This window comes from Massilia sp. Root418 (genome assembly GCF_001425265.1).
Classification (GTDB): Bacteria; Pseudomonadota; Gammaproteobacteria; order Burkholderiales; family Burkholderiaceae_D; genus Rugamonas.
On record NZ_LMEC01000026.1, the window covers coordinates 520,000 to 533,218 of the forward strand.

General features: G+C 63.8%; 12 protein-coding genes and 1 pseudogene. 6 read left to right on the plus strand and 7 right to left on the minus strand.

Annotated elements, in window-relative coordinates; translation table 11 throughout:
- The first annotated feature begins 15 nt into the window (after nucleotides 1–15).
- A complete protein-coding gene (gene bamE, locus ASC94_RS30875; RefSeq protein WP_056405185.1) occupies nucleotides 16–510 on the plus strand; it encodes an outer membrane protein assembly factor BamE in 495 nt (164 codons plus the stop codon).
- Here bamE and ASC94_RS30880 read toward each other — a convergent pair.
- From ASC94_RS30880 to ASC94_RS30890, 3 genes are all read right to left on the minus strand, one after another.
- Nucleotides 507–2,060: a 2-isopropylmalate synthase gene (locus tag ASC94_RS30880; protein ID WP_056405187.1), complete on the minus strand. Its 1,554-nt coding sequence runs from the start codon at nucleotides 2,058–2,060 to the stop codon at nucleotides 507–509. The genes bamE and ASC94_RS30880 overlap by 4 nt on opposite strands.
- A 53-nt stretch (nucleotides 2,061–2,113) precedes the next feature.
- Nucleotides 2,114–2,983, minus strand: coding sequence for a CDP-diacylglycerol--serine O-phosphatidyltransferase (gene pssA, locus ASC94_RS30885; protein ID WP_056405188.1), 870 nt, complete (start codon nucleotides 2,981–2,983; stop codon nucleotides 2,114–2,116).
- Nucleotides 2,984–3,091: 108 nt separating this feature from the next.
- Nucleotides 3,092–3,847, minus strand: coding sequence for an SIMPL domain-containing protein (locus ASC94_RS30890; RefSeq protein ID WP_056405190.1), 756 nt, complete (start codon nucleotides 3,845–3,847; stop codon nucleotides 3,092–3,094).
- A 172-nt stretch (nucleotides 3,848–4,019) separates the two neighbouring features.
- Here ASC94_RS30890 and ASC94_RS30895 point away from each other — a divergent pair, with 172 nt between their 5' ends.
- Nucleotides 4,020–4,436, plus strand: coding sequence for a YidB family protein (locus ASC94_RS30895; protein ID WP_056405192.1), 417 nt, complete (start codon nucleotides 4,020–4,022; stop codon nucleotides 4,434–4,436).
- A gap of 9 nt (nucleotides 4,437–4,445) precedes the next feature.
- Here ASC94_RS30895 and ASC94_RS30900 read toward each other — a convergent pair whose 3' ends face one another.
- On the minus strand, nucleotides 4,446–6,248 hold the full coding sequence (locus ASC94_RS30900; RefSeq protein ID WP_056405194.1) for a GGDEF and EAL domain-containing protein: 1,803 nt from the start codon (nucleotides 6,246–6,248) through the stop codon (nucleotides 4,446–4,448).
- A 405-nt stretch (nucleotides 6,249–6,653) separates the two neighbouring features.
- Here ASC94_RS30900 and ASC94_RS33965 point away from each other — a divergent pair.
- A pseudogene (locus ASC94_RS33965) lies at nucleotides 6,654–7,655 on the plus strand (PEP-CTERM sorting domain-containing protein); the annotation flags it as partial.
- A 91-nt stretch (nucleotides 7,656–7,746) separates the two neighbouring features.
- Here ASC94_RS33965 and ilvC read toward each other — a convergent pair.
- Genes ilvC through ASC94_RS30915 form a run of 3 tightly spaced genes read right to left on the minus strand, consistent with a single transcriptional unit; the run spans nucleotide 7,747 to nucleotide 11,020 of the window.
- Nucleotides 7,747–8,763 (minus strand): ketol-acid reductoisomerase, encoded by a 1,017-nt coding sequence (gene ilvC, locus ASC94_RS30905; RefSeq protein ID WP_056405196.1) that lies wholly within the window; start codon nucleotides 8,761–8,763, stop codon nucleotides 7,747–7,749.
- Between the two features lie 38 nt (nucleotides 8,764–8,801).
- Nucleotides 8,802–9,293 (minus strand): acetolactate synthase small subunit, encoded by a 492-nt coding sequence (ilvN, locus tag ASC94_RS30910; RefSeq protein ID WP_055935546.1) that lies wholly within the window; start codon nucleotides 9,291–9,293, stop codon nucleotides 8,802–8,804.
- Entirely contained in the window at nucleotides 9,293–11,020 is a 1,728-nt protein-coding gene (locus ASC94_RS30915) for an acetolactate synthase 3 catalytic subunit (RefSeq protein ID WP_056405198.1), read from the minus strand. The genes ilvN and ASC94_RS30915 overlap by 1 nt, the downstream gene beginning before the upstream one ends.
- Nucleotides 11,021–11,501: 481 nt before the next feature.
- Here ASC94_RS30915 and ASC94_RS30920 point away from each other — a divergent pair, with 481 nt between their 5' ends.
- From ASC94_RS30920 to ASC94_RS30930, 3 genes are read left to right on the plus strand one after another with little or no spacing between them, the layout of a single operon-like run.
- The gene (locus ASC94_RS30920; protein WP_056405201.1) at nucleotides 11,502–12,071 is read left to right on the plus strand and encodes an RNA polymerase sigma factor; all 570 of its coding nucleotides are present in this window, start codon (nucleotides 11,502–11,504) and stop codon (nucleotides 12,069–12,071) included.
- Nucleotides 12,068–12,469 (plus strand): DUF3619 family protein, encoded by a 402-nt coding sequence (locus tag ASC94_RS30925; protein WP_056405202.1) that lies wholly within the window; start codon nucleotides 12,068–12,070, stop codon nucleotides 12,467–12,469. The genes ASC94_RS30920 and ASC94_RS30925 overlap by 4 nt, the downstream gene beginning before the upstream one ends.
- Before the next feature lie 2 nt (nucleotides 12,470–12,471).
- Nucleotides 12,472–13,215: a DUF3106 domain-containing protein gene (locus ASC94_RS30930; protein ID WP_056405204.1), complete on the plus strand. Its 744-nt coding sequence runs from the start codon at nucleotides 12,472–12,474 to the stop codon at nucleotides 13,213–13,215.
- The last annotated feature ends 4 nt before the right edge of the window (nucleotides 13,216–13,219 follow it).

Genomic DNA, 13,219 nt, shown 5'->3' on the forward strand with positions numbered 1-13,219 from the left:
GCGAAGGTTGCGATCATGAGAAAACTAGTCATAACAGCAATATTGCCGCTGCTGCTGGCGGCTTGCGCCGGCCTGGGCGGCCCGCCGCCCGCCATCGGCGAGCGCATGGACGCCGTGCAAGCCAGGCTGGGCAAGCCCACCGCCGTCTATGCAATGGAAAGCGGCACGGTGCTGGAATACACCACCCAGCCCTTCGGCCAATACGCCTGGATGGCGCGCTTCGGGCCAGACGGCGGGCTGGTGTCTTACGAACAGGTGCTGACGGACGAAAAATTCGCCACCCTCAAGGTCGGCCTCGCCACCCGCGACGAGGTGCTGCGCACCATCGGCCACCCGGCCGAGACCAGCTATCTATCGCTGCGCGACCTCACGGTCTGGTCCTACCGCTACAAACAGTCCGGCGTGTGGAACTCCATGATGCACGTGCATTTCGACCAGGCCGGCATCGTGCGCGAAATGATGGCCGGCCCCGACCCGGCCTATGACGAAAAGCCGCGCTTCTTCCGCTAGCCCTGGGCCGCCTGCGGGTTGACGCGCTCGGTCTTCGAGTGCAGCTTGTTCAGGCCGGACAGGTAGGCCTTGGCGGAGGCGACCACGATGTCCGGATCGGCGCCGACACCGTTGACGATGCGCCCGGCGTGCGAGAGCCGCATCGTCACCTCGCCCTGCGACTGGGTGCCGGTGCTGATGGCGTTGATCGAGAACAGCACCAGCTCGGCGCCTGATTTGGCCTGGCTTTCAATCGCATTGACCATGGCGTCCACCGGCCCGTCGCCCTGCCCGTCGCAGCTGTATTCCTTGCCGTCCATGGAAAACACCACCTTGGCGGTGGGCGTTTCGCCGGTCTCCGAGCGCTGCGCCAGCGACACGAAACGGTAGTACTCGTTGTCCTGCGCCACTTGCTCATCCGCCACCAGCGCCATGATGTCCTCGTCGAAGATTTCGGACTTGCGGTCGGCCAGCTCCTTGAACCGGCCGAAGGCGGCGTTCACTTCCGCTTCCGAATCCATCTCGATGCCCAGCTCCTGCAAGCGCTGCTTGAAGGCGTTGCGGCCGGACAGCTTGCCCAGCACGATCTTGTTGGCGGTCCAGCCCACGTCTTCGGCGCGCATGATCTCGTAGGTCTCGCGCGCTTTCAAAATGCCGTCCTGGTGGATGCCGGAGGCGTGCGCGAAGGCGTTGGCGCCCACCACGGCCTTGTTCGGCTGCACCGCGAAGCCGGTGATCTGCGACACCATCTTGGAGGCGGCCACGATCTGCGAAGTGTCGATGCCCACGGTCAGGTTGTAATAGGCCTGCCGCGTGCGCAGCGCCATCACCACCTCTTCCAGCGCGGTGTTGCCGGCCCGCTCGCCCAGGCCGTTGATGGTGCATTCGATCTGGCGCGCGCCGCCTATCATCACGCCGGCCAGCGAGTTGGCCACGGCCAGCCCGAGGTCGTTGTGGCAGTGCACCGACCACACGGCCTTGTCCGAATTGGGGATGCGCTCGCGCAGGCGCTTGATGGTCGCGCCGAACATCTCCGGCACGGCGTAGCCCACCGTGTCCGGGAAGTTGATGGTGGTGGCGCCCTCGGCGATCACCCCTTCCAGCACGCGGCACAGGAAATCCTCTTCCGAGCGGCTGCCGTCTTCCGGGCTGAATTCAATGTCGTCGGTGTGGTTGCGGGCGTAGCGCACGGCCAGCCTGGCCTGCTCCAGCACCTGCTCGGGCTCCATGCGCAGCTTCATCTGCATGTGCAGCGGCGAGGTGGCGATGAAGGTGTGGATGCGCTTGCGTTCGGCGGGCGCCAGCGCTTCGGCAGCGCGCGCGATGTCGCGGTCGTTGGCGCGCGAGAGCGAGCAGATGGTCGATTCGCGCACGTGCGAGGCAATCGCCTTGATGGACTCGAAGTCGCCCTGCGAAGCCGCCGCAAAGCCTGCTTCGATCACGTCCACTTTCAGCCGTTCGAGCTGCTTGGCAATGCGCAGCTTTTCTTCGCGCGTCATGGAGGCGCCCGGCGATTGTTCGCCGTCGCGCAGGGTGGTGTCGAAAATGATGAGGCGGTTGCTAAGGCTCATAACGAAATCTCCTTATGGCTGGGGTGGAACCGCCTGCGTCACGTCTGCGCTAGCTAGCGGCGTTCGCTCTCGTCGACGGGTTCTTCGTCGGTCTGGATGATGCTCACCGGCTTGCCCTTGGCCAGGCGCCAGAAGGACACCAGGTAGCCCGACAGGCCGTACGCGATAAACAGCGGGAACAGCACTTTCGGCGGATCGATCGACACCAGCGCGAAGAACAGCGCAATCAGGAATACGGCGATGAAGGGCACGGACTTGCGGAAGTTCACGTCCTTGAAGCTGTAGAACGGCACGTTGGTGACCATGGTCAGGCCGGCGAACAGGGCAATGGCGAAGGAGATCCATGCCAGCTGCAGGCCCGGCATCTCCAGGTCCACCATCAGCAGCACGAAGCCGCCCACGATGGCCGCGGCGGCCGGGCTGGGCAGGCCCTGGAAGAAGCGCTTGTCCACCACTTCGATATTGGTATTGAAGCGCGCCAGGCGCAGCGCGGCGCCGGCGCAGTAGACGAAGGCGGCGATCCAGCCCAGCTTGCCCATGCCGCGCAGCGACCATTCATAGATCACCAGCGCCGGAGCGGCGCCGAAGGACACCATGTCCGACAGCGAGTCGTACTGGGCGCCGAATTCGCTCTGGGTATTGGTCAGCCGCGCGATGCGGCCGTCCAGGCCGTCAAGCACCATGGCAATGAAGATGGCCCAGGCGGCATGCTCGAAACGCTGGTTCATGGCCATGACGATGGCGTAGAAACCGCAGAACAGCGCTCCCGTCGTGAAGGCATTGGGCAGCAGGTAGATGCCGCGCGAACGCGGCCGGTCGCTGCCCTCGCCCCGGGCCTTGCGCGCGAACCGGGCAAAACGCGAGTTCTTGGGCTTGGCCGGTGCTATGCCGTTTTTAGGTCTGCGACGGGGGAAATTTGCCATTGGGTTCCATTTCTAGTGCTGCGGTGAGTACATTATTCCACCCTATTATATAAGGGACACCGCAGCAAAAGAAATGAAGTGACAACGAGGTGCGAAACGAGGTACGGCTTACTTGAATTTCACTTTGCCAACCACGCGCATCTCCAGCGTGGTTTCGCCGGGTTCGAAACTCGGCTCTGACACTTCCGCGCTGTCCATATTCTTGGCGCGCATCATCATCATGGGGGCGGCTGCGGACACGCCTTCGCGGGCGTAGGCGCCGGAGCCCTCGAAGTCCACCGTATCGAGCGTGGCGTCGCTCACCTTGCGGCCCATGGCGTTGGCGATGGCGGCGATGCGCTCGTTCAGGTTCTGGTAGGTGGCGGCGATGCGCTGCTCGTCGAGCTTCTTGGTGGCGGCGGGCGACAGGCCGAAGTTCAGGTTATTCAAGGTCAGCACTTTTTGCGCGGCGGCCACGGTTTTCGGCAGCTTTTCCAGGTTGGTGGTGGTCACTTGCAGATACTGGCCGACGCGCCAGGCGGTCGGCACGCGCGGCTTGGGCGCGGCACCCGGCGCGACCGGACGGTCTTCCGGATACACGGGATAGGTGTAGTAGCCCTGGGTTTTCAGGCTGGCCTGGGGGTCTTCCTTCTTCACGATGTCCAGGCCCTGCTTCATCTTCTGGTTCACGCGCGAGGCGGCGGCGGCCTTGTCCTTGTCCTGCTCTTCGATGGCCAGCGTGGCCACGGCCTGGTCGTTATTGGCGCGCACTTCGCCCTGGGCCGGCACGATGACCAGGGTGCCGCTGGTTGGGGTCTGCTGGGCTTGGGCGGCGGCGCCCAGGATCAGCATGGCGGCGGCGAGGATGGTCTTCTTGGCGGTCATTTTGTTGCTCCTTGGTTAAATCGTGGAGCAACTTTACCCGAAATCAGCGATGCCGCCAGCACAACAAAGTGAGCGTTTGTAACAGCGCGGACGCAGTGGACACGACATCGCGCGTGATAATATGAACAACTCCCGATCGGGAGCCAACCGCAGCATCTACCGGGAGAATGATATGGGATTGCTCGACCAACTCGCAGGACAAGTGCTCGGTTCGCTGGGCTCGCAACAGCAGGACCCGGCGGCGCAAGGCGGCCTGATGGGCGTCGTCATCGGCCTCATCAACCAGGCCGGCGGATTGCAGGGCCTGCTGCAAAAGTTGCAGGCCAGCGGGCTGGGCGACCAGGTGGCGTCCTGGATCAGCACCGGTGAAAACCAGCCCGTGTCCGGCAACCAGATCGCCGACGCGCTGGGCGGCGACCAGCTGGCGCAGGCCGCCCAGCAGGCCGGCGTGCCGCCGGAACAGGCCAGCGCCGGCCTGGCCCAGTTCCTGCCGCAAATTATCGACCAGCTGACGCCGGGCGGCGTGGTGCCGCAGGACGACCTGGTGGCGCAGGGCCTCGGCCTGCTCAAGGGCAAGCTGTTCGGCTAAATCCGCCTCTCAGGCCAGCGCGCGCAGCAGGCGCCGGCCGGCTTGCGCTTCGGCGCTGCCGCCGCCGCACCAGGACAGGAAGCTGGCCGCTTCCAGCGGGCGCGCGAACAGATAGCCCTGCGCCTCGTCGCAGCCGGCCACCTGCAGGAAGGCGTGCACGGCGCTGCACTCCACGCCCTCGGCCACCACCCGGTGGCCCAGGTCCCGCGTCAGCGTAATCATGGTGCTCACCAGGGACTGCTTGCGCACGTCGTCCTCCAGGCCAATGATGAAGGACTGGTCGATCTTCACCACGTCGGCCGGCATGCTCTGCAAATACGACAGGCTGCTGTAGCCGGTGCCGAAATCGTCGATCGCCAGGTGCACGCCGATGTCGCCGATGGCCGCCAGCGTGGCCTGGGCCCGCTCCGGGTGTTCCATGATGGCGCTTTCGGTGATCTCCAGCTCCAGGCAGGAAGGCGGCAGGTCGTACATGTTCAGGCAGTGCTCGACCTGGGCCACGAAATCGGGCTCGATCAGGTTGGCGGCCGACACGTTGACCGCCATCTGCACCTGCAGGCCGGCGTTGCGCCAGGCCCGCTGCTGGCGCAGCGCCGCGTTCAGCACCCAGGCCGTGGTGGGCTGGGCCAGGCCCGAACACTCGATGACGGGAATAAACTCGCCCGGCGAGATGTTACCCAGTTCCGGATGGGTCCAGCGCAGCAGGGCTTCGGCGCCCACGCAGGCGCCGGTCTTCATGTCCACGCGCGGCTGGAACACCAGGCGCAGCTGGCCGCCGCCCTCCAGCGCGCTGCCGAATTCATTGAGCAGGCGGAAGCGGCGCTGGCAGGCGGCGTCCTCGGCGCGGCTATAGATGGCGATCCGGCAAGGCTGGCTGGCCGCGCCATGGGCCGCGCTTTGCGCCGTGCGCAGCACGTCCAGGCAGTTGGCCCCGCCCAGCACGAAGGGCGCCACGCCGATCGAGGGGGTGGCGATATGGCGCGAATGGGCCAGGCCGATGGCACGGCGCAGCTTTTCCTTCAGGCGCGGAACGTAGTCCTCCAGGGTGGCGCACGGCGGCGCGAACATGGCGAACTGGGCGTCGCCCACGTGGTAAATCTGGCGGCCCGGCTCGATCTGGGCGCGCATCCACTGGGTCGCTTCGGACACCAGCTGGTCGAGGTAGGACGAGCTCTTGACCCGCGCCGCGCTACCCAGCTGTTCCAGCGTGGCCAGGTTGACCACCACTGCCAGGCGCTGCTCGTCCGGCGGACCGTCGCGCTGCATGTCCTGGAAGTCCTCGATGAACTGGTTGCGGTTGGGCAGGCCGCTGAGCGGATCGACGCGGCCCATGGCATGCTGCAGCTCGATCTGCGCCATCACCATGGCGGCCAGGTCGGACAGGTGGCCGAGCTCTTCGGGCGTGGTGTGGCGCGGTTCCGGGCCCAGCACGCACATGGCGCCCAGGCAGTGGCCGTCCGCCGTGGTGAGCGGCGCGCCAGCGTAGTAGCGCACGCCGCTGGCGGCCAGGATGCTGTCGCAGAAGTAATCGTCGGCCAGCAGATCGGGAATCACCAGCACGCCGCCGGTGTCGGCCACGGTGCCGCACGGCGCTTTCACGCGCGGGATGGAGGTATGCTCCACGCCCACGCGGGACTTGAACCACTGGCGGTCGGCGTCAGTGAGCGACACGGCGGCAATCGGCAGGCCGAACACGCGCGCGGCCATCCGGGTGATGCGGTCGAAGGCTTCGCTGGGCGGCGTGTCGAGCAGCCTCAGGCGATGAAGGGCTTCGAGGCGGCTGGTTTCGGTTTGCTGGCAAGTAAAAGTCATGGCTGGTCCGTTCAAGTGTCGATGTGGCGCGCGCGGCAGCGGCAGCTAAGCGGAAGCAGCAGCGGGCGGGTAATCAATGCGGGACGGGGCACTGGCACGTGCCGGAGGCGGCACGAGAATTCGATTGCTTGAGCGGGAATGGGGCTCGGGAGAACTAATTGTTGCTGAGTAGCAGGATAGCATGCTGCTACGGAAAGTGCACGCGCGGCTTGTACGTACACGGCGTTAACGCACGCCGGTGTGCGCACGATACACCAAATGTCACAATCTTAATAAATAAAAAATGTGAGCAACAAGGCAATTGTGCGCGCGATGCGGGGTCTACCATATGGCTCCATCCCCCACTCAGGAATCAACATGGCAAATCGCAAGCTTCTGTCGGCATTGTTGCTGGCTACCCCGCTCATGGCTGCCCCGCTGTTGGCGCACAGCGCACCTTACAACATCAAGCAACTGGGCGTTTCCGCCGGCACCGACAGCCGCGCCACCAGCATCAACAATGCCGGCACCGTGGTCGGCGTGCACCATCCCGGCGAGGACGGCCAGCCGGCAGCCTTCCTGGCCGGCGGCGGCAAGGTCAGCTACCCCGGCTTCTTCAGTATCGGCGGCATCAACGACCAGGGCGTCGTGTCCGGCAATAGCAGCGATCCCTGGGTCGAGACCTGGCAACACGGCCAGGCAACCCGCTACAACGACTTCGGCATCGGCGGCGAAGGTGGCCGCATCAACAACGCAGGCGCGGTAGCGGGCGTGGCCTGGACCAGCACCGGCTACCGCGCGGCCGTCTTCGCCAACGGCACGACGCAGAACCTGGGCACGCTGTACGGTGGCGACAGCTACGCCTACGACATCAACGACAGCGGCGTGGTGGTCGGCTCGTCCAGTACTGCGCCAGGAGCCCTGGCCAGCCACGCCTTCGTCTACGCGAACGGCGTGATGACCGATATCGGCACCCTGGCCGGCGACAGCAGCAGTAACGCCTGGGCCATCAATGCCGGCGGCGCTGTGGCCGGGTACTCGGCGAACGCCAACGGCTACCGCGCGTTCGTCTACCAGGGCGGCACGATGCTCGACCTGGGCGCGCTGACCGGCCATACCTACTCCATAGCCAGCGGCATCAATGATGCCGGCCAGGTTGTGGGCTGGGGCATGACAGGCAACAGCTGGGGCGCCTTCCTGTACTCGGACGGCGCCATGACCGACCTGAACACGCTGGTGGACCCGGCGCTGGGCTGGACGGTGCAGAAAGCGTTCGACATCAACGAGAACGGCGACATCGCGGCCAAGGCATGCAAGGCCGGCTTGGGCTGCGAAATCGTGGTGCTGACCATGGCGCCGGTGCCGGAACCTGAAACCTACGCCATGCTGCTGGCCGGCTTCGGCCTGCTCGGCTTCGTGGCGCGGCGCCAGCGCCAAGCCATAAATAACGCGCAAAAGAAAAAGCCCGCCGGCTTGCGCGGGCGGGCTGGAAGCGCGCGGGCTTGCGCCCGCGTTGGCTTTAGTTTTTCGACTGGTCGACCAGCTTGTTTTTCGCGATCCAAGGCATCATGGCGCGCAGCTTGGCGCCCACTTCTTCGATTGGGTGCTCGGCGGTCAGGCGGCGGCGGGAAATCAGGGTCGGCGCGCCGGCCTTGTTTTCCAGGATGAAGCTCTTTGCGTATTCGCCGGTCTGGATGTCCTTCAGGCACTGGCGCATCGCTTCCTTGGTGGCCGAGGTCACCACTTTCGGGCCGGTCACGTACTCGCCGTATTCGGCGTTGTTCGAGATCGAGTAGTTCATGTTGGCGATACCGCCTTCGTAGATCAGGTCGACGATCAGCTTCAGTTCGTGCAGGCACTCGAAGTAAGCCATTTCCGGCGCGTAGCCCGCTTCGGTCAGGGTTTCGAAGCCGGCCTTGATCAGCTCGACCGCGCCGCCGCACAGAACAGCCTGCTCACCGAACAGGTCGGTTTCGGTTTCTTCGCGGAAGTTGGTTTCAATGATGCCGGCCTTGCCGCCGCCGTTCGCCGACGCGTAGGACAGGGCGATGTCGCGGGCGTTGCCGGACTTGTCCTGGTACACGGCGATCAGGTGCGGCACGCCGCCACCCTGGCGGTAGGTGCCGCGCACGGTGTGGCCTGGCGCTTTCGGCGCAACCATGATCACGTCCAGGTCGGCGCGCGGCACGACTTGGCCGTAGTGCACGTTGAAGCCGTGCGCGAAGGCCAGCACGGCGCCCTGCTTGGCGTGCGGTGCCACGTTTTCGTTGTAGACCTGGGCGATGTTCTCGTCCGGCAGCAGGATCATGATGACGTCGGCCGCTTTGACGGCGTCGTTGACTTCAGCAACCTTGATGCCGGCCGCTTCCACTTTCTGCCACGACGCGCCGCCCTTGCGCAGGCCAACGGTCACGTTCACGCCGGAGTCGGTCAGGTTTTGCGCGTGTGCGTGGCCCTGCGAGCCGTAGCCGATGATGGCTACGTTTTTGCCCTTGATCAGGGAGATGTCGGCGTCTTTGTCGTAGAAAACTTTCATGGTCATTCCTTGGTGAGATATTCGGTAAATTCTAAAAATTAAACTTTGAGGATGCGCTCGCCGCGTCCGATGCCCGAGCCGCCGGTACGGACGGTTTCCAGGATCGAGGTGCGGTCGATGGCATCGATGAAGGCGTCCAGCTTGCTCTTGGCGCCCGTCAGCTCAATGGTGTAGGTCTTTTCGGTGACATCGATGATGCGGCCACGGAAAATATCGGCGGTGCGCTTCATTTCCTCGCGCTCCTTGCCCACCGCCCTCACCTTGATCAGCATCAGCTCGCGCTCGATGTGCTGGCCTTCGGTCAGGTCGACCACCTTGACCACTTCGATCAGGCGATTGAGGTGCTTGGTGATCTGCTCGATGATGTCGTCCGAGCCGGTGGTGACGATGGTCATGCGCGACAGGGTCGCGTCCTCGGTCGGCGCCACGGTCAGGGTTTCGATGTTGTAGCCGCGGGCCGAGAACAGGCCCACCACGCGCGACAGCGCGCCGGCTTCGTTTTCCAGCAATACAGAAATAATATGTCGCATTACAGATCCTCCGAACCCAGCAGCATTTCGGAGAGGCCTTTGCCTGCCTTCACCATCGGCCACACATTCTCGCTCTGGTCGGTAATGAAATTCATGAAGACCAGCTTGTCCTTCATCCGGAAGGCATCCTTGAGCGCGTTCTCGACGTCGCCCGGCTTTTCAATGCGCATGCCGACGTGGCCATAGGCCTCAGCCAGCTTCTCGAAGTCCGGCAGCGAATCCATGTAGGACTCGGAGTAGCGCGAACCGTAGTCGATCTGCTGCCACTGGCGCACCATGCCCAGGAAGCGGTTGTTCAACAGGATGATTTTCGGCGTCAGGTGGTACTGCTTGCAGGTCGCCAGTTCCTGGATGTTCATCTGGATCGAGCCTTCGCCGGTGATGCAGGCGACAGTCGCGTCCGGATTGGCCATCTGCACGCCCATGGCGTACGGCAGGCCCACACCCATGGTGCCCAGGCCGCCGGAATTGATCCAGCGGCGCGGCTTGTCGAACTTGTAGTACTGCGCAGCCCACATCTGGTGCTGGCCGACGTCGGAGGTGACATAGGCGTCGCCGCCGGTGACCTGCCACAGCTTCTCGACCACGTCCTGCGGCTTGATGACCAGGTCCGAACTGCTGTACTTCAGGCAGTCCTTGCCGCGCCATTCATTGATCTGCTTCCACCAGTTGCTCACGGCAGGCAGGTTCGGCTTCTGGTCGGTGGCGTCCAGCTGGGCCAGGAACTCAACCAGCACGTCCTTGACGTTGCCGACGATGGGAATATCGACCTTGACGCGCTTGGAGATCGACGAGGGATCGATGTCCACGTGGATGATCTTGCGCGGGTTGGTGGCGAAGTGTTTCGGGTTGCCGATCACGCGGTCGTCGAAGCGGGCGCCGATGGCAATCAGGACGTCGCAGTTCTGCATCGCCATGTTCGCTTCGTAGGTGCCGTGCATGCCGGGCATGCCGACGAATTTCTCGTCGGAGGCGCGGTAGGCGCCCAGGCCCATCAGCGTGTTGGTGACCGGGAAGCCCAGCTTGTCGACCAGGCGGTTCAGCTCCGGTGCGGCATTGGCCAGGATCACGCCGCCGCCGGTGTAGATCATCGGGCGTTCGGCTTGCAGCAGCAGTTGCACGGCCTTGCGGATCTGGCCGGAGTGGCCCTTGTCCACCGGCTTGTACGAGCGCATTTCGATCTCCTTGGGATAGGAGTACGGCGCCTTGTGCATGCTGATGTCTTTCGGGATATCGACCAGCACGGGGCCGGGACGGCCGGTGCGGGCGATAAAGAATGCTTTCTTGACGGTTTCCGCCAGGTCTTTCACATCCTTGACCAGGAAGTTGTGCTTGACCACGGGGCGGGTGATGCCCACGGTGTCGCATTCCTGGAAGGCGTCCTGGCCGATGGCGTGGCTGGGCACCTGGCCCGAGATCACGACCATGGGAATGGAATCCATGTAGGCGGTGGACAAGCCGGTGACGGCATTGGTCACACCTGGGCCGGAAGTTACCAGTGCCACGCCGACTTTTTGGGAGCAACGCGAATACGCGTCGGCGGCATGGATAGCGGCCTGCTCGTGACGGACGAGGATGTGCTGGAATTTGTCCTGCTTGAAGATGGCGTCGTAGATGTAGAGCACTGCGCCGCCCGGGTAGCCAAAGACGTGTTCCACACCTTCTTCAGCTAAACAGCGTACGAGTATCTCTGCGCCCGTGATGGGTGCATTTGCTTCGGTGTTCATGAAACATTCCTTTCAAGGTCCATAGGAGATTGATCGGATGCTCTTTCCTGGCGAAGCTATGCAATGCGGGGCAGTTCTCCTGGCGTCCCTTCTTTCTGCGGTCACGGCACTTCTTCCCGTACCCATAGATACGGTGCAAAGTGGCGCTAAACGCAACTCGTTTGGCCGGAGTGTCTGCCGCGGTTGTGCATACCTCTCGCGCTTGTGGCGCGGGTTAGAGCAAACTGCTGACAAATGAAAGCGGGCGATGTCGGTGACAGCGTTGTGTGCTGCCGGACAAAACCAAGGGCTTCGTGGTGTTCGAAGCGATCTATACGTTACTGCGCCGCACCAAATTGGTCAAGTAAAATTGTGAGCAACATTCAATTTGATTGCCATTCTGGTGCATTTTCATGTTGGCAAGCGGTAAAAACATGCGGAAAGGCCCGTTTTTTGCTAGGATGCAGCCTGTTCATCTCCCCCGCAGCACGCTCCCCGACGCATGGCAACAGACAAAGAATTATCGGATTTTCTCGAAAACGTCGAGCGGCGCGCCTTCAAACAAGCCGTCTACGCGGTCCGCAAGGATGAAAGCGCCCTGGACATCGTGCAGGACGCGATGATCAAGCTGGCAGAGAAATATGGCGACAAGCCGGCCGCCGAACTGCCGATGCTATTCCAGCGCATCCTGCAAACGACCATCCTCGACTACTTCCGCCGTGAGAAGGTGCGCAACACCTGGGTCAGCCTGTTTTCCGGCATGAGCTCCTCGGCCGACGAGCATGAGGACTTTGATATACTGGAATCCTACGAAGCCGAGCAAGGTTCCCAGGCAGCCGAGTCCAGCGCGGACAAGGTGGAACGCATGCAGACCCTCAGCGCCATCGATGACGAAGTACAAAAGCTTCCAGCGCGTCAACGGGAAGCCTTCCTTATGCGTTACTTACATGATCTGGACGTGGCCGAGACGGCCGAAGCGATGGGATGTTCCGAAGGGAGCGTGAAGACACATTGCTCTAGGGCAACTCACACTCTCGCCGAAGCGCTCAAAGCCAAGGGAATTAAATTATGAATACCGACGATCTGAACTTTGCCTATCGGGTGCGCCACGCACTCAACGAGAAGCTGGACGACCTGCCGGCTTCGACCACCGACCGCCTGGCTGCCGCCCGCAAGGCCGCCATGGCGCGCAAGAAACCGCACGTGCCGGTGCGCGTGACGCAATCCGAGCTGGCCACGGCCGGTGCCGGCGGCTTCTTCAGCAACCCGTTCGGCTGGCTGGGCCGCATGCGCGTGGCCGTGCCCATGCTGATCCTGGTGGCCGGCATGGTTGGCGTGTACCAGTACGAAGAGCAGCAGCGCATCGCCGAACTGGCCGAGCTGGACGCGGCCGTGCTGTCGGACGAGTTGCCGCTGTCGGCCTACCTGGACCACGGCTTCAACGCCTATCTTGAAAATCGCGAGCAATAAGGATGGCGCGTAAGATCGTTTCCGCCCTCCTGCTAGGCTGGACCGCGCTGGCCGCCGCGCAAGGCGGCGCGCCCGCTGCCGCGCCCGGCGCTGCGACCGCCGCCGCGCCCGGCAAACATGCCGTTGCCCCCATCGCCCTCGAAAAACCGCTGTGGAAAGACCTCTCGCCGGCGCAGCAGCGCGCGCTGGAGCCGCTGTCGGCAGAGTGGAACAAGCTGGAAGGGCTGCGCAAGCAGAAATGGCTGGAAATCGCCAACCGGTTCGCTTCCATGAAACCGGACGAGCAGCAGCGCGTCCACGAGCGCATGCGCGACTGGCTGCGCCTGACACCGGACCAGCGCCGCCAGGTGCGCGAGAATTTCGCCCGCTCGCAGAAGATCACTCCCGGCCAGAAATCGGCCCAGTGGGAGCAATACCAGCAGCTGCCGGAAGAGAAAAAGAAACAGCTGGCCGACAAGGCGCCGAAAAAGCAGGTCGCCAACCCGCCCACGCCGACGCAGAGCAAAGTGCCGACCGTGGCGCCGATCAAATCCAAGCCGCCGGGTGCCGCACTGGTGCCGGGCGCAGCCCCTGCCGCCGGCACGCCGGGTGCTGTCCCCGCTGCGCCAGCTGGCACGGCCGCAGTGGCGGGCGTTCCCGCTGGCGCGACCAATGTGGCGCCGGGCACTGTGCCTGCAGCCGCCTCGTCGGCCGCCCCCGCCTCCGGTACTCCTGCCGGGCAGCCCTCCCCCGCCAATGTCAAATAACGCA

Excerpts from the sequence above, each read along its gene's own strand:
- bamE (WP_056405185.1), top strand. The coding sequence starts at position 16 with ATGAGAAAACTAGTCATAACAGCAATATTGCCGCTGCTGCTGGCGGCT.
- ASC94_RS30880 (WP_056405187.1), bottom strand. The coding sequence starts at position 2,060 with ATGAGCCTTAGCAACCGCCTCATCATTTTCGACACCACCCTGCGCGAC.
- pssA (WP_056405188.1), bottom strand. The coding sequence starts at position 2,983 with ATGGCAAATTTCCCCCGTCGCAGACCTAAAAACGGCATAGCACCGGCC.
- ASC94_RS30890 (WP_056405190.1), bottom strand. The coding sequence starts at position 3,847 with ATGACCGCCAAGAAGACCATCCTCGCCGCCGCCATGCTGATCCTGGGC.
- ASC94_RS30895 (WP_056405192.1), top strand. The coding sequence starts at position 4,020 with ATGGGATTGCTCGACCAACTCGCAGGACAAGTGCTCGGTTCGCTGGGC.
- ASC94_RS30900 (WP_056405194.1), bottom strand. The coding sequence starts at position 6,248 with ATGACTTTTACTTGCCAGCAAACCGAAACCAGCCGCCTCGAAGCCCTT.
- ilvC (WP_056405196.1), bottom strand. The coding sequence starts at position 8,763 with ATGAAAGTTTTCTACGACAAAGACGCCGACATCTCCCTGATCAAGGGC.
- ilvN (WP_055935546.1), bottom strand. The coding sequence starts at position 9,293 with ATGCGACATATTATTTCTGTATTGCTGGAAAACGAAGCCGGCGCGCTG.
- ASC94_RS30915 (WP_056405198.1), bottom strand. The coding sequence starts at position 11,020 with ATGAACACCGAAGCAAATGCACCCATCACGGGCGCAGAGATACTCGTA.
- ASC94_RS30920 (WP_056405201.1), top strand. The coding sequence starts at position 11,502 with ATGGCAACAGACAAAGAATTATCGGATTTTCTCGAAAACGTCGAGCGG.
- ASC94_RS30925 (WP_056405202.1), top strand. The coding sequence starts at position 12,068 with ATGAATACCGACGATCTGAACTTTGCCTATCGGGTGCGCCACGCACTC.
- ASC94_RS30930 (WP_056405204.1), top strand. The coding sequence starts at position 12,472 with ATGGCGCGTAAGATCGTTTCCGCCCTCCTGCTAGGCTGGACCGCGCTG.